At 73.7% G+C, this 17,007-nt stretch carries 19 protein-coding genes and 2 pseudogenes; 10 read left to right on the top strand and 11 right to left on the bottom strand.

Going from position 1 to position 17,007, the window contains the following annotated elements; translation table 11 throughout:
• Positions 1-42: 42 nt before the first annotated feature.
• The 6 genes from FHX44_RS33760 to FHX44_RS33735 all read left to right on the top strand — a co-directional run bounded on the left by FHX44_RS33760 (position 43) and on the right by FHX44_RS33735 (position 4,831).
• A complete protein-coding gene (locus FHX44_RS33760; protein ID WP_212612771.1) occupies positions 43-1,173 on the top strand; it encodes a DUF3500 domain-containing protein in 1,131 nt (376 codons plus the stop codon).
• A 261-nt stretch (positions 1,174-1,434) separates the two neighbouring features.
• Positions 1,435-2,259 (top strand): helix-turn-helix domain-containing protein, encoded by an 825-nt coding sequence (locus FHX44_RS33755; protein WP_147259483.1) that lies wholly within the window; start codon positions 1,435-1,437, stop codon positions 2,257-2,259.
• Between the two features lie 56 nt (positions 2,260-2,315).
• Complete coding sequence (locus FHX44_RS33750; protein ID WP_147259482.1) at positions 2,316-2,702, top strand: VOC family protein; 387 nt, start codon at positions 2,316-2,318, stop codon at positions 2,700-2,702.
• Positions 2,699-3,700: a methyltransferase gene (locus FHX44_RS33745; RefSeq protein WP_147259481.1), complete on the top strand. Its 1,002-nt coding sequence runs from the start codon at positions 2,699-2,701 to the stop codon at positions 3,698-3,700. The genes FHX44_RS33750 and FHX44_RS33745 overlap by 4 nt, the downstream gene beginning before the upstream one ends.
• The gene (locus tag FHX44_RS33740) at positions 3,697-4,053 is read left to right on the top strand and encodes an MmcQ/YjbR family DNA-binding protein (RefSeq protein ID WP_147259480.1); all 357 of its coding nucleotides are present in this window, start codon (positions 3,697-3,699) and stop codon (positions 4,051-4,053) included. Before FHX44_RS33745 ends, FHX44_RS33740 begins: the two co-directional genes overlap by 4 nt.
• A gap of 19 nt (positions 4,054-4,072) precedes the next feature.
• Entirely contained in the window at positions 4,073-4,831 is a 759-nt protein-coding gene (locus FHX44_RS33735; RefSeq protein WP_147259479.1) for an alpha/beta fold hydrolase, read from the top strand.
• A gap of 160 nt (positions 4,832-4,991) precedes the next feature.
• Here the strand turns inward: FHX44_RS33735 and FHX44_RS33730 are convergent, their stop codons facing one another.
• Both FHX44_RS33730 and FHX44_RS33725 read right to left on the bottom strand, forming a co-directional pair.
• A complete protein-coding gene (locus FHX44_RS33730; protein WP_147259478.1) occupies positions 4,992-5,888 on the bottom strand; it encodes an LLM class flavin-dependent oxidoreductase in 897 nt (298 codons plus the stop codon).
• Positions 5,889-5,898: 10 nt separating this feature from the next.
• Entirely contained in the window at positions 5,899-6,801 is a 903-nt protein-coding gene (locus tag FHX44_RS33725; protein WP_147259477.1) for a dihydrodipicolinate synthase family protein, read from the bottom strand.
• A gap of 70 nt (positions 6,802-6,871) precedes the next feature.
• On the opposite strand from FHX44_RS33725, the gene FHX44_RS33720 reads away from it, so the two are divergent.
• Positions 6,872-7,780: a LysR family transcriptional regulator gene (locus FHX44_RS33720; protein WP_147259476.1), complete on the top strand. Its 909-nt coding sequence runs from the start codon at positions 6,872-6,874 to the stop codon at positions 7,778-7,780.
• Here FHX44_RS33720 and FHX44_RS33715 read toward each other — a convergent pair whose 3' ends face one another.
• The 5 genes and pseudogenes from FHX44_RS33715 to FHX44_RS33695 form a co-directional block, all read right to left on the bottom strand.
• Positions 7,781-8,947, bottom strand: a complete 1,167-nt coding sequence (locus FHX44_RS33715; RefSeq protein ID WP_147259475.1) for a polysaccharide deacetylase family protein — start codon at positions 8,945-8,947, stop codon at positions 7,781-7,783.
• A 122-nt stretch (positions 8,948-9,069) separates the two neighbouring features.
• Positions 9,070-9,195: pseudogene (locus tag FHX44_RS33710) on the bottom strand (arsenate reductase/protein-tyrosine-phosphatase family protein); the annotation flags it as partial.
• A pseudogene (locus FHX44_RS33705) lies at positions 9,192-9,689 on the bottom strand (arsenic resistance protein); the annotation flags it as partial. The pseudogenes FHX44_RS33705 and FHX44_RS33710, both read right to left, overlap by 4 nt.
• A 29-nt stretch (positions 9,690-9,718) precedes the next feature.
• Positions 9,719-10,930 (bottom strand): MFS transporter, encoded by a 1,212-nt coding sequence (locus FHX44_RS33700; RefSeq protein ID WP_147259474.1) that lies wholly within the window; start codon positions 10,928-10,930, stop codon positions 9,719-9,721.
• Between the two features lie 37 nt (positions 10,931-10,967).
• Positions 10,968-12,323: an NAD(P)-binding domain-containing protein gene (locus tag FHX44_RS33695; RefSeq protein WP_147259473.1), complete on the bottom strand. Its 1,356-nt coding sequence runs from the start codon at positions 12,321-12,323 to the stop codon at positions 10,968-10,970.
• A gap of 94 nt (positions 12,324-12,417) precedes the next feature.
• On the opposite strand from FHX44_RS33695, the gene FHX44_RS33690 reads away from it, so the two are divergent.
• Positions 12,418-13,281: a helix-turn-helix domain-containing GNAT family N-acetyltransferase gene (locus tag FHX44_RS33690; protein ID WP_147259472.1), complete on the top strand. Its 864-nt coding sequence runs from the start codon at positions 12,418-12,420 to the stop codon at positions 13,279-13,281.
• 21 nt (positions 13,282-13,302) lie between these two features.
• Here FHX44_RS33690 and FHX44_RS33685 read toward each other — a convergent pair whose 3' ends face one another.
• Positions 13,303-13,656, bottom strand: a complete 354-nt coding sequence (locus FHX44_RS33685; protein ID WP_212612770.1) for an ArsR/SmtB family transcription factor — start codon at positions 13,654-13,656, stop codon at positions 13,303-13,305.
• 60 nt (positions 13,657-13,716) lie between these two features.
• On the opposite strand from FHX44_RS33685, the gene FHX44_RS33680 reads away from it, so the two are divergent.
• The gene (locus tag FHX44_RS33680; RefSeq protein ID WP_147259471.1) at positions 13,717-14,787 is read left to right on the top strand and encodes a flavin-containing monooxygenase; all 1,071 of its coding nucleotides are present in this window, start codon (positions 13,717-13,719) and stop codon (positions 14,785-14,787) included.
• A gap of 116 nt (positions 14,788-14,903) precedes the next feature.
• Entirely contained in the window at positions 14,904-15,515 is a 612-nt protein-coding gene (locus FHX44_RS43540) for a CGNR zinc finger domain-containing protein (protein WP_246170738.1), read from the top strand.
• A gap of 30 nt (positions 15,516-15,545) precedes the next feature.
• Here the strand turns inward: FHX44_RS43540 and FHX44_RS33670 are convergent, their stop codons facing one another.
• The 3 genes from FHX44_RS33670 to FHX44_RS33660 form a co-directional block, all read right to left on the bottom strand.
• Positions 15,546-16,145 carry a GNAT family N-acetyltransferase gene (locus tag FHX44_RS33670; protein WP_147259469.1) on the bottom strand — a complete coding sequence of 200 codons (600 nt, stop codon included), beginning with the start codon at positions 16,143-16,145 and terminating at the stop codon, positions 15,546-15,548.
• Positions 16,146-16,244: 99 nt separating this feature from the next.
• A complete protein-coding gene (locus tag FHX44_RS33665) occupies positions 16,245-16,520 on the bottom strand; it encodes a hypothetical protein (protein WP_147259468.1) in 276 nt (91 codons plus the stop codon).
• 7 nt (positions 16,521-16,527) lie between these two features.
• Positions 16,528-16,998 (bottom strand): (2Fe-2S)-binding protein, encoded by a 471-nt coding sequence (locus tag FHX44_RS33660; RefSeq protein WP_147259467.1) that lies wholly within the window; start codon positions 16,996-16,998, stop codon positions 16,528-16,530.
• Between the last annotated feature and the right edge of the window lie 9 nt (positions 16,999-17,007).

Here is a 17,007-nt window from a genome sequence, read left to right as displayed (position 1 = left end):
ACACGGCCTAGACGGTTCGGGCCGGGCGGTTAAGGTCATCCCATGGCACAGGCGGTGACCGACGCCGGTCGCGAAGTGGCGGATCGGATGGCCGAGGCGGCCACGGCATGGCTCGACTCCCTCGACCCGGCCCAGCGCGAGGTGGCGGTCGGCCCGGCGCCGGGGGTGGGCGGCGAGGCCGATGACGCTGCGGAGTCCGAGCGCACGCGCTGGTTCTACACCCCCACCGACCACGGCGGGCTCACCTTCCACCAGCAGCGCCCGGCGCAGCACCGGCTCGTCATGCGCCTGCTCTCCACGGGCCTGTCGGAGGCCGGGTACACCACCGTGGCCACCGTGCTCGGCCTGGAGAACGTCCTCGACCGCTACGAGGGCTTCAGCGTGGACTTCGGGTGGGAGCGGGGCCGCGACCCGGGCAGGTACTTCCTGCGGGTCTTCGGCGAACCGGGCGGTTCCCGGCCGTGGGGATGGCGGTTCGGCGGTCACCACGTGTCGCTGCACAACCTCGTCGTGGACGGGCGCGTCGTGGCCACCACGCCGTGTTTCCTCGGCGCCAACCCGGCCGGGTCGCCGCTGCTGGGCGGCGCGAGCCTGCGCCTCCTCGGGGCGCCCGAGGACCTGGCCCGCGAGCTGGTGCGCTCCCTGAACCCCGAGCTCGCCGCCCGGGCCGTGCTGCTCTCCCGCGCTCCCGACGACATCGTGGGGGGCAACAGCCCCAGGATCGACAACGGGGTGCAGCGCACCGGGCTGTGGCGCCCCGGCCCGCGCACACCGGCCGAGCCGGCGTCGCCCGTGACCGGCCTGCACGGCGCCGACCAGGAGGCCGTCGCGATCATGGCCGAGCCGAAGGGCGTGCCGGGCGCCGAGCTCGACGCCACGCAGCGCGAGGTGCTGCGCGCGCTGCTCGCCACCTACCTCGACCGCGTCCCGGCCGCGGTGTCACCGCTCCCCCGCTACGACGACCCGGACGCGCTCGGCGCCGTGCACTTCGCGTGGGCCGGCTCCACAGCTGCCGGCGAGCCGCACTACTACCGGCTGCAGGGCCCACGGCTGCTCATCGAGTGGGACAACACCCAGCAGCACGCCAACCACGCCCACGCGGTGTGGCGCGACCCGGAGTCCGACTTCGGCCGCGACGTGCTGGCCGCCCACCGGGCGGCGCATCACGCCTGACCCGCGCCGACGGAGGGGCGGCGCCCTGAGCGACGTCCTCGGCCGGCTCGCGCGGGAGCTCGTCGCGCCCGCGTTCCCGCAGCCGCTCGAGGTCGGCCTCGCGGAAGGTCGGGTCGAGGGCGACGATCCGCTCGTGCAGCGGCGGGTGCGTGGCGTCGAGCCTGCTGAAGCGGCGGCGCTCGCCGAACAGCATGTGGCTGTGGCGATCGGGCACAGCGTAGGGGCAGGCGCCGTCCCGCCCCTACGTGCCATCCTGGCGGGGTGGACGGGGAGTACTCCCTGGGGCGGCCGCACCCCGCGCTCGCCCGGTACGTCGTGCGCTACCTGGGCTACCGGGAGCACAGCAGCACGCCGGTGCGGCGCCGGCAGGCGCCCGTGGCCTCGTGCACCCTGATCATCAGCCTCGGCCCGCGGATCCGGCTGCACGGCCCGGCGGGACCCTCTGCCCCGGCCTCGTTCCTGGCCGGCATGCACGACGGTCCGGTCCTGACCGAGTACGTCGGCCACCAGCTCGGAGTGCAGGTCGACCTGGGCCCGCTCGGTGTCTTCGCGCTGCTCGGCAGGCCGATGCCGGAGCTCACCAACGTGGCGCCCCAGCTCACCGAGCTCGACGTGCCCGAGCTGGCCGACCTGCCCGCCCGCCTGGCCGATGCGCCGGACTGGCCGCGCCGCTTCGCCCTGCTCGACGACGCGCTGCTGCGCCGCCTCGACGCGTCCGCCGCCCGGCCGGACCCGGAGGTCGCGTGGGCGTGGCGGCAGCTGGTGCGCAGCGCGGGTCGGGTCGGGGTGCAGGAGCTCGCCACCGACACCGGCTGGAGCCGCCGCCACCTGCTCAACCGCTTCCGCGGCCAGGTGGGCCTCGGCCCGAAGACGGCCGCGCGGGTTCTGCGGTTCCAGCGCGCCGCCCGGCTGCTGGCCCCGACCAGCGCCTACGGCACCCAGCAGATCTCGGCGCGGCCGGTCACGGCGGCCTCGATCTCCGACGTCGCCGCCGCATGCGGGTACGCCGACCACGCCCACCTCGTGCGCGAGTTCCACGCGCTCGCCGCGTGCACGCCCAGCGAGTACCTGGCCGAGTGGAGCTGAGCACCGGTTCCCATTCGTCCAAGCCGTCGGCCGCGACGGTTCCTACGGTCTGGTGCATGAGCATCTACGTGACCCTCCGCTACGACGACGCCCGGGCGGCGATCGCGTACCTCACGGGCACGCTCGGGTTGGTCGAGCAGCACCTCTCCACCGCCGACGACGGCACCGTCGGGCACGCCGAGCTGAGCTTCGGCGACGGCGTGGTCATGGTCGGCACCCGGCGCGGCACGGCGGACCCGTTCGACACCGGCCGCGCGGTCGTCTACCTCGCCCTCGACTCCGCCGAGGCGGTCGACGCCCACCACGACCGCGCCGTCGCGGCGGGGGCCGAGGTCGTGCAGGAGCTGGTGGACCAGCCCTACGGCTCGCGCGAGTACGCCGTGCGCGACCCGGAGGGCAACATCTGGTCCGTCGGGAGCTACCGGCCGCAGGTGAAGCCGTGACCGCAGCGGCGGAACGGGAACGGGTGGCCGGGCTGGTCTTCGGGTTCTTCCCGGCCCAGGTGGTGCAGACCCTCGCCCGGCTCGGCGTGCCGGACGCGCTGGGCGACGGCGCGCTCGCCCTCGACGCACTCGCCACCCGCACCGGCGCGCACCCGGGCGCACTGCTCAGGCTGCTGCGCGCGGCCATCGGGTTGGACCTGGTGGACCGGACCGCTGAGGGGACCTACGCGCTCACCCCCGGCGGGCAGCTGCTGCGCACCGGGCTCCCCGGCTCGATCGGCAACCTGGCGCAGCTGTTCTGCGGCGACGCGGTCTGGCGGGCGTGGGGCGAGCTGGAGTGGAGCGTCCGGACGGGGGACGTGGCGTTCGAGAAGGTCACCGGCAGGCCGGCATTCGCGTACATGGCCGACGACCCGCACCTGAACGCGATCTTCACCGAGGCGATGGCCGAGGGCACGCGGATGGCCGCGCCCGGCATCGCCGCCGCATGCGACCTGACCGGCGTCACGACCCTCGCCGACATCGGCGGCGGCAACGGCACCCTGCTCGCCGCATTCCTCGACGCGCACCCCCACCTGCAGGGGATCCTGTTCGACTCGCCCTCCGGGGTGGGCGATCCGGTGGTGACCGAGCGCTGCACGGTGGTGACCGGCGACTTCTTCACCGCGGTCCCGGCCGCCGACGCGTACGTCGTGAAGAGCGTGATCCACGACTGGGACGACGAGCGCAGCGTCGCGATCCTCTCCCGCGTGCGGGAGGCGATGCCGGCTCATGGGGTGCTGTTGCTGGTGGAGCCGATCCTCCGGGAGGATCCGCAGGTGCTCGGCGACCAGCGCATGCTCCTGATGAGCGATCTCAACATGCTCGTCTGCACGGGCGGACGGGAGCGCACCGAGGCGGAGTTCGCGGACCTGCTCACCGCGGCGGGGCTGCGGCTCACCGACGTCACCCCGGCGGGCGGGTCGGGCTACTCGGTGCTGCGGGCGGTCCCGGGGTGACGCCGCTGGAGCGGCTCCGCGCCATCTGCACGGGGTTGCCCGAGGTCACGGAGAAGCTGAGCCACGGCGAGCCGACCTGGTTCGTGCGCAAGACCTTCGTGATGTTCGCCGACCACCACCACGACGACCGCCTCGCGTTCTGGTGCGCGGCCCCGCCGGGCGTGCAGGAGGAACTCGTGGCCACCGACCCGTCGCGGTTCTTCCGCCCGCCCTACGTCGGCGTCCGCGGCTGGCTCGGCGTGTACCTCGACGTGCCGGACGTGGACTGGACCGAGATCGAGGAGATCGTCACCGACGCCTACCGCCAGGTGGCGCCGAAACGCCTCGCCACCCGGCTGGACGGGCCGGCCTAGCGGCAGGCAGGCTCCGGGCGTGGACCTTCCGCTCGTCGACGTGCCCGGCGGGCGCGTCGAGTACGACGACGTGCCCGGCGATCCCGCACTCGCCCCGCTGCTCCTCCTGCACGAGGGCCTCGGATCGGTCCGGCTGTGGCGGCGGTTCCACCACCGGCTCGCCGCCGCCACCGGCCGCCGCGCGGTCGCGTTCTCCCGGCTCGGCCACGGCGGCTCCGACCTCCCGACCGGCAAGCGGACGCCGCGGTACATGCACGACGAGGCGGCCGAGGTCGTCCCGGAGGTACGCGCGGCGCTCGGCCTGGACCGGGTCGTGCTCGTCGGGCACAGCGACGGGGGCTCGATCGCCCTGCTGCACGCGGGTACGGCCGAGGTGGAGGGGGTCGTGGTCATCGCGCCGCACGTGTTCGTCGAGGAGGCAGGGCTGCGCGGCATCGAGCAGGCGCGCCGCGACTACGTCGAGGGTGACCTGCGCGCGCGGATGGCCCGCTACCACCGCGACCCCGACGTCACGTTCTGGAACTGGAACGACGGCTGGCTCGACGACGCCTTCCGGGACTGGGACATCCGCCCGGAGCTGGCGGGCATCACGTGCCCGGTGCTGGGCATGCAGGGCACCGCCGACCCGTACGGCACGGTGGTGCACGTGGAGGCCGTGCGCGACCGCGCCGCCGGCCCGGTGACGCTCCACGTGCTGGAGAGCGGGCACGCGCCGCACCTGGAGCGGCCGGCGGAGGTCGAGGCCGCCGTGGCCGACTTCGTCCGCGGGCTCGGCTAGGAGGGTCCTGATCAACTCCGGCCGTAGCGAGCGGGGTCCAGGTGGTGCCATCGCAGGCGGACGATCGGGCCGATACCGCTGTTGTATCGGTGCGATCGTCCAACGCGGCGAGGGCGCCGCCCGGGCGACGCGCAGTAGGTCGGAGTTGTTCAGGGCGCTCCTAGGGACGCAGCGCGTGGATGATCTTCAGGGCCCGGTCGACGCCCGCGGCGGGATCGGCGTCAGGGCTCCCGATCGCGCGGTCGTAGTTCAGGTCGTAGAACAGCTCCGTGACCCCCTGCTCACCGAGCCACGCCGCGTCCTCGCGGATCTTGTCGTAGGAGCCCGACAGGAGCCGGTCGGCCGGCCCGCCGACCCGCACCACGCCACGGACGATCACCCGCACCGCCCCCGCGTCCTTCCCGGCCTCCTCCGCGCCCTCGCGGACCAGCGCGATGTCTCCCGCGAGCCGGGTGAGGTCGGCGCCACTGCTGCTGATCCAGCCGTCGGCGATCCGGCCGGCTCGCTGCAGCGCCGCGGGCACGCCGCCGCCGAGGATCACGGGCGGGCCGGGCCGCTGCACGGGCTTGGGCAGCATCCGGCTGGGCGGCACCGTGTAGAACTCGCCGTCGAACCCGCTCACCTCGTCGGCCCACAGCGTGTGCAGGACCTGCACGTACTCGACGGTTCGGGGGCCGCGCCGCGCGGTCGACGCGCCCGACGCGGTGAACTCCGCGGGTGACCAACCCACACCGAGTCCGAGGTCGAGCCGCCCGTTCGACAGCACGTCGAGGGTGGCCGCCTGCTTCGCGAGGTAGGCAGGCGGCACGAACGGCAGGTTGATCACTCCGATTCCCAGCCGGATCCGGGAGGTCCGGGCTGCGGCGAACGCAAGGGCCGTGATCGGGTCCAACACGCTGTGGTAGACGGGGTGCAGGTCTTGATCGGTGCCCACGAGGAGCCGCTGCAGGGTCCACAGCGACGCGTACCCGAGCCCCTCTGCCTCCTCGGCCACCCGCGCGAGGTTCTCCGGGCCGGCCCATGCCCCGGAGATCGGGGCTCCCAGGCCAATCTGCATGCCGATCATCCTAGGCGGCCGCGGGGACGCGTTCGGCGTCCGCGAGCCGGTCGAGCGCCACCGCGAGCGCCGCCGCGTCCGGCGGGAGCAGCGGCAGCCGCACGTCCGGCGTGGCGATGCGGCCCCGTGCGTGCAGCACGGCCTTGATCACGCTCGGGTTGGGCTCGGCGAACAGGGCTCCCGCCAGCGGCGCGAGCGGGGCGCCCAATTCACGGGCGCATGGCGCGTCGCCTGTCCGCCACGCGTCGACCATCGCCGCCCAGCGCCCGGTGCACACGTGCGCCGACGCGAGGATCCCGCCGGCCGCGCCGAGCGCCAGCAGGGGCGCGGCCATGACGTCGTCGCCCGCGAGCACGGCGAACCCGGGCGGCGGGTCGGCGAGCAGCGTCACGGCGTCGGCGTCCAGCGCCGGTACGGCGTGCTTCACGCCCACGACTCCGGGCAGGGCGGCCAGCTCACGCAGGGTGGCGCCGCACAGGGGCCGGGCCGTCCGGTGCGGGACGTGGTAGACGAGCACCGGCACCGGGCTGCGCGCGGCCAGCTCCGCCATGTGTGCCACCACGCCCGCCTCGGTGGGCCGTACGAACGCAGGCACCGCAACGAGCGCTGCGTCGATCTCGGGCCATGCGGCGAGCGCGGCCAGTTCGGCGGCACCGCGCCGCGTGCCGCTCGCGCCGGCACCGACCACCAGGGTGGTGCCGGTGTCGCGGCGCACCGCGGCGCACACGTCGAGCACGGCCCGACGTTCGGCGTCCTCGAGCGCGGCGGGCTCGCCGGTCGTGCCGAGCGCGACGATCCCGGCCGCACCCGCCGCCACGACCTCGTGAGCCAGCCGGTGCAGCGCACCCAGGTCCACCTCCCCGTCGGGCGTGAACGGCGTGACCAGCGGGACGTAGACCCCCGAGAGCTCCATGGGCCGAGCGTTCACCGCCGTGAGCACCAGATCCAGTTCATGTTTCTGCTGCTGTCCGTAAGCTGTGCTGATGCTCGACGTGCGGCGCCTGCGGTTGCTCCGCGAGCTCGCCCACCGCGGCACGATCGCCGCCGTCGCCGAGGCGCTCGCCTACACGCCCTCGGCGGTGTCCCAGCAGCTCAGCGCGCTGGAACGGGAGGCGGGCACTCCCCTGCTCGCCCGCACCGGGCGACGGGTGGAGCTCACCCCGGCCGCCCACGGACTGGTGGCGCACGCCGAGGCGGTGCTCGAGCGCCTCGAACGGGCCGAGGCCGATCTGGCGGCCGGCCGGGTCGGCCCGGCGGGCCCACTGCGGATCGGCGCGTTCCCGTCGGCGGCGCGCGCCGTGGTGCCTGCCGCGCTCGCCACCCTCGCGACGGCGCACCCCGCGCTCGAGCCGCGGCTGCGCGAGCTCGACCCGGCCGCCGTCGCGGGGGCGCTGCGCGCGGGCGAGGTCGACGTCGCACTCGTGCACGACTACGACTTCGTGCCGGTGCCCGTCGAACCCGGCATCGAGACGGTCGCCCTGTTCGAGGAGGCGATGTTCCTCGCGGCGCCGCGCACGCTCGGCCCGCTGCCCGGCGAGGAGCACCCGCTGCGCCGCTGGCGGGCCGCGCCGTGGATCGTCGCACCGACCGACACGCGCTGCGGGACCATGATCGTCCGGGCCTGCGAGGCAGCCGGGTTCACGCCGGAGGCGCGCCACGTCGTCGACGACTTCCCCGCGGTACTGGCGCTGGTCGCGATCGGCGGCGGGGTCGCGCTCGTCCCTGAGCTGGGCGTCTCCGCCCCGGACCCGGACGTCGTCCTCACCCCGCTGCCCATGCACCGGCGCACCATGGCCGCCCACCGGCGCGGCGCAGGCGAAAACCCGGCCATCGCCGCGTTCGTCGACGCGATGCGCGGCGCCGTCGGACCGCATGCCGTCACATCGGGGTGATCACGGCTCGGACACGTGGGCGGGGGGCATCGACCGCCACCCGTCGAGCACCTCGGGATCCTGCAGGTCCATCCAGGCGTTCACGTCCGAGTGCGTGGCGCAGACCGTCTCGGGCCGCAGGCACACCTCCGCCATGAACCGTTCCACCGCGTCGAAGAACCCGCCGCCCGACCAGCGGTTGAAGTGGCTGCCGATCACGAGCGGGGCCCTGTTGCCGCTCGCCGCCGCCGCGTGGGCGGCGCGGTAGGCACCGAGCACCGTGTCGCTGAACTCCGCCGCCCGCTCCGGCTCGTCCCGGCCGCCGTTCACGGCCATCCACAGGTTGTAGTCCATGAGCAGCACCTGCCGGCCCAGGTCGGGCACCCGCACCGAGGGCATCCAGAACTCGCGGATCCCGTTCTCGTCGGTGGGCCAGCCGATGCCGTCGGTCGGGCGGCTCGTGTCGTAGGTGAACCCGAGCGCGCGCATCGCGGGGTAGGCCTGCGACCACCGTCCCTCCAGGCACGGGGTGCGTCCGCCCTTCACGGCACCGGGGCCGAGGTCGAGCCCCCGCCCGCGGGCGGCCTCGACGAACGCGAAGAACTGGTCGAGCTCCGCGTCCCACATCGCGGTCGTCCACCGCCCGACGCTGGGCTCGTCGCCCTCGCAGAAGTGACCGTTGTAGTGCGTGCCGATCTCGTGGCCGCGCCTGCGGGCCTCCATGAGGTCCCCGATCAGCGTGTCCACCTCGGCCTGGGAACCGCCGAACCCGACCGCGGACGTCCCCGGAGACCGCCCGGGCGGCCGGTAGCGGCGTCGCTCCCCGTCCGGAACGAGGTAGACGCCGGACAGGAAGCCGGTGATCCGGGCCTCCGACGCCCCGGCGAGGGCGAGCACCCGCTGCCAGTGCCGGTGCGACCCGGCGCCGTCGAAGGAGAACAGCACGAACTGCGGCGGCCGCTCGCCCGGCGCGAGGGGCCGCATCCAGGCGGCGAGCCGCGCGGCCGCGCGCTCCACCTGCACGTCGACGGGACCGGCCGCCTGCACCGGGACGGGTTCGGTCGCGGCGGCCTCGGCCGCAGACTCCGGGATGTCCCGGCCGGCCAGCAGCGCGAGCACCAGGCCGAGCGCCGCGGCGAGGAGGAGCAACTCGCCCGCCCGTCTCCCGCCACGCCGCCCGTCCCCCACCACAGCATCGTCACCGGCCGGCAAGGCGACTCGCGGGTCGAGTCGCCCGACCGGGGGGCCGGATGCACCCGACCGATCGACCCTCAGTGGCGGGGGACGCACCCGAACATCGCTGAAGGCGTGGGTTCGGAGCCGGCGGATCGGACCTCGACGGCGCCGTGGGCGTGGTGGGCGAGCAGAGCCGCGGCCATCTGGGAGCGCCCGGCGTTGTGGACGCAGACGAACAGGACGGATGGCTTGTCGGTCATCGGGACTCCTGGTTGGTGGCGGTCCAGCGGCGGCGGGCGGCGAGGGAGACGTAGACGAGGGCGACGAGGACGGGGACCTCGATGAGCGGGCCGACGACCCCGGCGAGAGCCTGCCCGCTGGTGACGCCGAAGGTGGCGATGGCGACGGCGATGGCGAGCTCGAAGTTGTCGCCGGCGGCGGTGAACGCCGGCGTGGTGGTGCGCTCGTAGCCCAGTCCGATGGCCTTGTCGAGGGCGTGGGAACCGGCCCACATGATCGCGAAGTGGGCGACCAGCGGCGGCGCGATGCGGACGACGTCGAGCGGCCGGCCGATGATCGCGTCGCCCTGCAGCGCGAAGAGGATCACGATCGTGAACAGCAGGCCGTAGAGGGCGAAGGGACCCACCACCGGCAGGTACCGGCTCTCGTACCACTCACAGCCCTTGTCCCGCTCGCCCAGGCGGCGCGAGAGGTAGCCGGCGACCAGCGGGATCCCGAGGAAGATCAGGAGGTTCACGGTGGCCTCGGATGACTACGCGGTTCTCACGGCGCGTCGGCCGGCTTGCCGCGGGTGGCCGGGATGGTGCCCACGGCCAGGGCGGCGGCGACCGCCGCGATGACGGCGAGGACGACGAAGACCGCGGGATAGCCGCCGAGGGCCTCGGCGAGAGCAGCGCCTGCCCAGGGCGCGAGTGCGGTGGCGAGCATCGCCGGTGCCGTGAGGATGCCGCCGAGCCTGCCGTAGTGCGTCGACCCCCACCGGTCGCTGATCGCGGTGGCCTGCAGCAGCGTGAACACGCCCCGAGCGGCGCCGGCGAGCATGGCGACGGCGATGAGCAGCACGGCCGGTCCGGGGAGCACCGCGAGCAGCGCGGTGGTGATCGCGCCGAGCGCGAGGATGAGCACCCCGCGTGCCCGGACGCTGGTGGCGCGGCTGAGGCGGCCGTAGCCGAGCCGTCCGAGCACCTGACCCAGCCCGCCGAGGCCGAGGGCCCACGCCGCCGTCGTGGCGGAGAGGCCGCGTTCGATCAGCAGTGGCACCTGGTTCACCACGACGGCGAACGCGCTGAACGTCGCGAGCGCGACCGCGATCACCAGCAGGACGAACGGGCGACTGCGCGCAATCGCCTCCGGGTTCCGGTGCACCTCGGTGGCCGGCTCGGGTGCGGGCCACCGGCCGCGCAACCCGAAGAAGTGGGCCGGGATCGTGACGACGGCGAGCACGACGGCCAGGGCCAGGTAGGTCCGTCGCCAGTCGCCGTTCTCGACGAGAGCGGCGGTGATGGGCGCGAAGATCGTGCTGGCCAGGCCGGCGAGCAGCGTGAGCGCGGTGAGCGCGGTGACCCGGCGCGGCCCCCACCACCGGGTCAATGCGGCGAAGGCCGGCTGGTACAGCACGCCGGCCATCGCGATCCCGGCCAGGATCCATGCCGCGAAGTACCAGCCCAGCGTCGGCGCCGACGCGATCCCGACCACGGCCGGGACGCCGAGCACGGAGCCGGTCGTCATGACCGGGCGCGGGCCCCACCGGTCGAGCCACCGCCCGGCCGGGATACCGGCCACCGCGGCCACGACCAGGCCCGTGGAGAACCCGGCGGTGACCGCGCTGATCGACCAGCCGGTGTCGGCCGCGATGCTCGGCGCGAGCACCGGGAAGGCGTAGTAGAGCACGCCCCAGCTGGTGATCTGGGTGACGCACAGGACGACGAGCACGCGACGGAGCCCGAACTCGGTGAGGGGCGTGGGCTCCGTCATGCCCGTTCGAGGGGGTCGCATGATCCGGGAGCGGTCGTCAGCGGCCGGCCGGCGCTCCGATCGACAGCGCCACCGGTGCAGCCGGACCGCAGCATCCACCGGCGGCCTCGACGAGGTCGTCCTCGGGCTGATCGACGAGCCCGCCGCCGCCGCAGACGCCGGTCTCGGGCAGCACGAGCTCGACCCGCTCGGCCGACTCGCGGTCCCCCGCGATCGCGGCGACGACCGATCGGACCTGCTCGTAGCCGGTCAGGGACAGGAACGTGGGGGCACGGCCGTAGCTCTTCATGCCCACGAGGTAGACGTCGGGTTCGGGCTGGGCCAGCTCGACCGCGCCGTGCGGGTACACGGTGCCGCAGGAGTGCACGTTCGGGTCGATCAGCGGCGCCAGCGCGCGTGGCGCCTGCAGGACCGGGTCGAGATCGAGCCGGACCTCGCCCAGGATGCTCAGGTCCGGGCGGAACCCGGTGAGCACGACGACCTCGTCCACCGGGCCGACGGTGGCGCCGTCGAACGACTCCAACGTCAGCCGCTCGTCCTCGGCGCGGTGCACGGCGCTGGTGCGGAACCCGGTGACGGTCGTGACGTGCCCCGCGGCCACGGCGCGTGCGGCCCGCCGGCCCAGTGCGCCGCGGGCGGGCAGCTGGTCGGCCTCCCCGCCGCCGAACGTGTTGCCGATCTCGCCGCGGCGCAACAGCCACTGCACGTGGGTGTCGGCGTGGTCCTCCGCCAGCTCGGCGAACGCCACCAGCGCGGTCAGGGCCGAGTGTCCGCTCCCGGCGACGACGATCCGCTTCCCCGCGTAGCGGGCGCGCTCGGCCGCGTCGGTCAGGTCCGGAACGCGGTACCGGATCCGGTCCGCGGCGGCGTCCTCGCCCAGCGCGGGCAGCCCGTCGCCACCCAGCGGGTTCGGCAGCGTCCACGTGCCGGAGGCGTCGATCACCGCCCGAGCGGTGACCCGCTCCTCCCCGGCGGCGGACCGCACCCGCACCGTCAACGGCTCGGTCCCGCGGGCGACGTCGACCACGCGGTCCCATCCTCGCCGGGCGACCCCGACCACGCGGGCTCCGAAGCGGACCCGGTCGCCGAGCACGTCGGCCAGCGGCTGCAGATACTGCTGCACCCACTCTTCTCCGGTCGGGTAGGCGTCCGGGTCCGGCGCCTGCCATCCGGTCGGCGCGAGCAGCTTCTCCGCCGCGACGTCGACGAGCTCTCCCCACCGGGAGAACAGCCGCACGTGGTGCCACTCGCGCACCGCCGCCCCCGCCGCCGGCCCCGCTTCCAGCACCAGCGGGGTCAGGCCGCGTCCGGCGAGATGCGCAGCGGCGGCGAGCCCGGCGGGACCGGCTCCGATGACGACGACCGGCAGCTCACCCTTGCTCGACGCACTCATCGCTCCTCCATCGATCGCGGTCGATCCATAGCGCAGCACTGTATCGACGACTCTCGATTGACGCAACCATCGACCGTCGTCGATACTTGCTGCCATGAGCGTGTCCCTACCCCTGATCGACGTGTCGCCGCGGCAGCCGGAACAGCTCAGCGCGGATGACGCGGCCACGTACGCCGAGTGGTTCGCCTGCCTCGCCGAGCCGATGCGGGTGCGGCTGCTGCACGCGGTCGCCGTCGCAGGCCGCGAGGTGACGGTGGGGATCCTCACGGAGCAGCTGGGGGTCAGCCAGTCGACCTGTTCGCACCACCTGCGCAAGCTGGCCGACGTCGGGTTCGTGCGGCTCCGCAAGGAGGGCACGTCGACCCTGGTGTCGGTGAACCCGGCGTGCTGCACCGGCCTGCCGCACGCCGCCGACGCGGTGATGGGGATGCTCGGGCCGCGGCCGTGCTGCCCGGAGGACCTGCCGGCCGACGTCACCGTGCGCATGCTCGAACCGGCCGACTGGCCGGACGTCCGGCGGATCTACGCCGAGGGCATCGCCACCGGCGACGCCACCTTCGAGACCGAGGTGCCGGACCGTCGCACACTGGACCGGGCCTGGCTGCCCGACCACCGCTGGGTGGCGGAGATCGAGGGCCGGGTCGTCGGCTGGGCCGCGTTGAAGGCGGCGTCGGACCGGCCCGCCTACGTCGGGGTCGCCGAGTCGTCCGTCTACGTGGGCGAGGGTCACCGAGGGCGCGGTGTCGGCAAGGCGTTGATCCACCGCCAGGTCACGGCCGCCGACGACTCCGGCATGTGGACCCTGCAGAGCTCGATCTTCCCCGAGAACCGGGCGAGCATCGCCCTGCACCACTCCGCCGGCTTCCGCACTCTGGGCGTGCGTGAACGGATCGCCCGCCACCACGGCGTCTGGCGCGACACCGTCTTCATGGAGCGCCGCCGCACCGACGACGCCTGACGAGTGCTACAACTCCCCGCACTAGCAGCACGTCTGCAGGTACGCCTGCAGGTCGGCGAGAACCTCGAGAGCACCGTCGCGGTCCGACCGGTACAACACGACCTTGCCCTCGCGGCGCGAGGTCACGATGCCTGCACGACGCAGGATCGACAGCTGCTCGGACGCGGTCGACTGACCGATGCCGATCTGCTCCGCGACCTCACCCACGGACAGCTCCGCGCCGCGGGCGAACAGCAGCATGATCCTTTGCCGGGTCGGACTGGTCAGCGCCTTCAGGAACTCCCGGGTCGACGTCTTCAGCTCGACCGGCAGCCGATCGGCCGCGCCGGCCTGCGGCGGGCTGGACACCTCATCCCGGCTGCCATCGATGCTCACACGTCCAGTCTCCCAGAGCAGTCGTATCGTCACCTCGCAAAATGACGATATGATTCGGTCATGGTTCAGATCTCTCACCCGTTGGTGATCATCGGTGCCGGCCAGTCGGGCCTGGCCGCGGCCCAGCAGGCACAGCTGCACGGGCTGGAGCCCCTGGTCCTGGAGGCGCGAGAGCGCCCGACCGGCTCGTGGCCCGACTACTACGACAGCCTGCGGCTGTTCTCCCCTGCCAGGTTCAGCGGCATGCCCGACGCACCGTTCCCGGGTGACCTGGACCACTACCCCACCCGCGACGAGGTCAGCGGGTACCTGACCACGTTCGCGGACCGGATCGGCGCGGAGATCCGCACATCGGTGCGGGTGACCGCCGTGCACGCCCAGGCCGGCGGTTTCCGCATCGAGACCGCCGCGGGTGACGAGATCGAGGCGACCGGCCTGGTCGCGGCGACGGGCTCGTTCAACAACCCCTACCGGCCGTCGCTGCCCGGACAGGAGCACTTCCCGGGCCGGATCCTGCACGCCGCCGAGTACCGCTCACCCGAGCCGTTCGCCGGGCAGCGCGTGGTCGTGGTGGGCGGCGGCAACTCGGCCGTCCAGATCGCCTACGACCTCGCCGAGGTCGCCACCACGACCGTCGCCTCCCGCCACCCGCTGCAGTTCGTGGATCAGCGGCCCGACGGGCGCGACATCCACCACCGGCTCACCGCGGGCTTCGACGACCTGCCCCTGGAGTGGCTCGCCCCACTGCTCACCGCCACCCTGGTGCTCGACCCCGGCAAATACGGCAAGGCCATGGCCGACGGGCTCCTGGATCGCCGACCGATGTTCACCGCCTTCGGCTCCGGAACGGTGGAATGGACGGACGGGACGCGCGAGCAGGTCGACGCGGTCATCTTCGCCACCGGCTACCGCCCCGCCCTGGACTACCTCCAGCCGCTCGGCGCACTCGAACACGGCGCCCCCAGGCACGTCGGCGGCATCTCCACCACCCGCCCCGGCCTCGCCTACACCGGACTCGAGCTGCAACGCTCCTTCTCCTCCAACACCCTGCGCGGCGTGAGCCGCGATGCGGCGCACGTCATGGGCCCGCTGGCCGCGCACGTCCGTGGCGCGTACGCGGCCGTCGCCTGAGCCCGCCGGGCATTTCGTGACGCCCGAGCATCGGGTGGATGGCACGGGTCGTGCGAGGAGGCCGACGCCTCGTAGCGCTCGACGCCCTGCCGCCCAAACCGGATACAGTGCGTTCAATGGTTAGTCGCCACGAACCACGAGCGCGGGCACCGTGGCAGGACGCGCACTTCATCGGTGGTCATCCGGTGCTGGACCTCACGAACACGGTGTTCGACCGCGCACACCCCGTCCCGGACAACGAACTGCTGAGGACGCCATCGGACGTGCTCAGCTGGTGCGAGTCGATCGGGCTCTTCCAGAGCGCGCCCGCACTGGACGATGCGGCGGCAGCGGACCTGACCGAGGAGGTCCGGTCCGTCCGCGAGCACGCTCGGGCGGTCTTCGACGCCGTCTCACGCGGACGGCCCGTCCCGACCGCCGCCGTGGGCGCGCTCCTGGAGCGGGGCGGAGCGGGCGTCCGCGCGGGCCATCTCCGAAGCATCGACACCGACATGGAGCACCTGGCCGCCGACTGGGACGCCCCGGGAGCGATCGCGACGGCGTTGGCACTGTTGGCGGTGCACGCGTTGTTCACGCTGCCCGCCGACCGGGTTCGGGCGTGTGGCCGGTGCGGCTGGCTGTTCCTGGACTCGTCCCGAGGCGGACGCCGGCGTTGGTGCAGCATGAGCACCTGCGGAAACCGGGAGAAGGCCAGCCGCCATCGTCAGGTGGCTGCGCCGACGACATGATCCCGCCGGGCGGGCTCCGGTCGGTTCGGCTCAGGTCAGCGAGCGACGCATGATCGGGCGGTCGCGGCGCGGCCGGGCCACCTCCGTGAAGCCCGCCTCGAGGAAGCCGGTGGCGATGCCGGTCATGGCGGTGTCGGCACCCGCGCGCTTCCCCGGGCGGGGTTCGACGGGATAGCCCTCGACGATCGGGTAGCCGCGGCTCGCCGCGTAGTCGCAGACCGCATCGAGGACGGCGGCGAGCAGGCCCGACCCGCGGTGCTGCCGGTGGACGAAGACGCAGGTGATGGCGCAGACCGGCGCGTCGTCGATCGGCGCCAGCATGGGAGAGCGCTCCAGCCTGGGGAACGAGGTGCGCGGACCGAGGGAACACCAGGCCACGGGCTCGTCTCCCGCGTACACGAGCACGCCGGGAGCCGGTTCGCGCGAGGCCAGCTTCCGCATCGCACGCCTGTTCCCCTGGCCCTTGCCCTCGGTCCACTCGGCGATCGACAGCCGCCAGTGCATGCACCAACAGCCGCGGGCGCCTCCGTTCGAGCCGAGCACCTGCTCGAAGTCGTCCCAGGTCTCCGCGCGCAGTTCCCGGGCCTCGAGTACGCCCGCTCGTGCCTCACTGCGACTACCCGTGCTCATCGTCGAAACCCTCCGACGGGGCGGAGCAAGCACCCGCCCGCCCCGAGTAACCGTTGATAGCCATTTTTCAGGTTACTACAGGGCTGCGCGGCGCGCCCGTCAGCCGAAGGGATCGTCGAGCAGGCCGCCGGCCGGCCCCTCCACGAACCGCGGGTCGAACTGCGGAAACTCGGTTCCCAGCCCGTCGGCCCCCTCCGGCTCCGGCCCGTCGGCGGCGTCGAGGAACGAGGCGCCCGCGTCCGCCACGGTTGCCGAGCCTGCGCTCGCGGCCTGCTCGAGGTCGCTCGGCCGTTCGCTCGCCGATGCCCCGCCCGCCCCTGCGACCGGCAGGACCGCGCCGCCCAGCAGCACGGCGCCCAGGAGTCGCTTCCTCATCGCGTCCTCACATCTCTTCCGCAGCGGCCTTGATGGCCTCGCGGATGCGGTTGTAGGTGCCGCAACGGCAGATGTTGCGGATCTCCTCGATCGCCTCGTCGTCGACGTCGCGGCCCTCGTCCCGGCACCGCCGGACCAGCGCCGCGGCGGCCATGATCTGGCCGGGCTGGCAGAAGCCGCACTGCGGCACGTCGTGCTCGATCCAGGCCTGCTGCACCGGGTGCAGGTCGTCCCCGTCGGCCAGCCCCTCGATCGTGGTGATCTCGTCGTCCGAGGAGATGTCGCGGACCGGCACCGAGCACGGGTTGAAGGCCTTGCCGTTGATGTGTGACGTGCAGGCCTTGCAGACGTTGATGCCGCAGCCGTACTTCGGGCCGGTGACGCCGAGCAGGTCGCGGATCACCCAGAGCAGGCGCACGTCGTCCTCGGCGTCCACCGAGACGCGCTCGCCGTTGAGCGTGAAGGTGTGAGTGGGCATGCGACGCTC

Source organism: Pseudonocardia hierapolitana, from assembly GCF_007994075.1.
In the GTDB taxonomy this organism is placed as follows: Bacteria; Actinomycetota; Actinomycetes; order Mycobacteriales; family Pseudonocardiaceae; genus Pseudonocardia; species Pseudonocardia hierapolitana.
This window is presented reverse-complemented; position numbering and strand designations above follow the sequence as displayed.

Bases quoted from the DNA above. Each gene is read 5' to 3' on its own strand.
- FHX44_RS33760 (WP_212612771.1), top strand. From the start codon at position 43: ATGGCACAGGCGGTGACCGACGCCGGTCGCGAAGTGGCGGATCGGATG.
- FHX44_RS33750 (WP_147259482.1), top strand. From the start codon at position 2,316: ATGAGCATCTACGTGACCCTCCGCTACGACGACGCCCGGGCGGCGATC.
- FHX44_RS33730 (WP_147259478.1), bottom strand. From the start codon at position 5,888: ATGCAGATTGGCCTGGGAGCCCCGATCTCCGGGGCATGGGCCGGCCCG.
- FHX44_RS33725 (WP_147259477.1), bottom strand. From the start codon at position 6,801: ATGGAGCTCTCGGGGGTCTACGTCCCGCTGGTCACGCCGTTCACGCCC.
- FHX44_RS33720 (WP_147259476.1), top strand. From the start codon at position 6,872: ATGCTCGACGTGCGGCGCCTGCGGTTGCTCCGCGAGCTCGCCCACCGC.
- FHX44_RS33700 (WP_147259474.1), bottom strand. From the start codon at position 10,930: ATGACGGAGCCCACGCCCCTCACCGAGTTCGGGCTCCGTCGCGTGCTC.
- FHX44_RS33695 (WP_147259473.1), bottom strand. From the start codon at position 12,323: ATGAGTGCGTCGAGCAAGGGTGAGCTGCCGGTCGTCGTCATCGGAGCC.
- FHX44_RS33690 (WP_147259472.1), top strand. From the start codon at position 12,418: ATGAGCGTGTCCCTACCCCTGATCGACGTGTCGCCGCGGCAGCCGGAA.
- FHX44_RS33680 (WP_147259471.1), top strand. From the start codon at position 13,717: ATGGTTCAGATCTCTCACCCGTTGGTGATCATCGGTGCCGGCCAGTCG.
- FHX44_RS43540 (WP_246170738.1), top strand. From the start codon at position 14,904: ATGGTTAGTCGCCACGAACCACGAGCGCGGGCACCGTGGCAGGACGCG.
- FHX44_RS33670 (WP_147259469.1), bottom strand. From the start codon at position 16,145: ATGAGCACGGGTAGTCGCAGTGAGGCACGAGCGGGCGTACTCGAGGCC.
- FHX44_RS33665 (WP_147259468.1), bottom strand. From the start codon at position 16,520: ATGAGGAAGCGACTCCTGGGCGCCGTGCTGCTGGGCGGCGCGGTCCTG.
- FHX44_RS33660 (WP_147259467.1), bottom strand. From the start codon at position 16,998: ATGCCCACTCACACCTTCACGCTCAACGGCGAGCGCGTCTCGGTGGAC.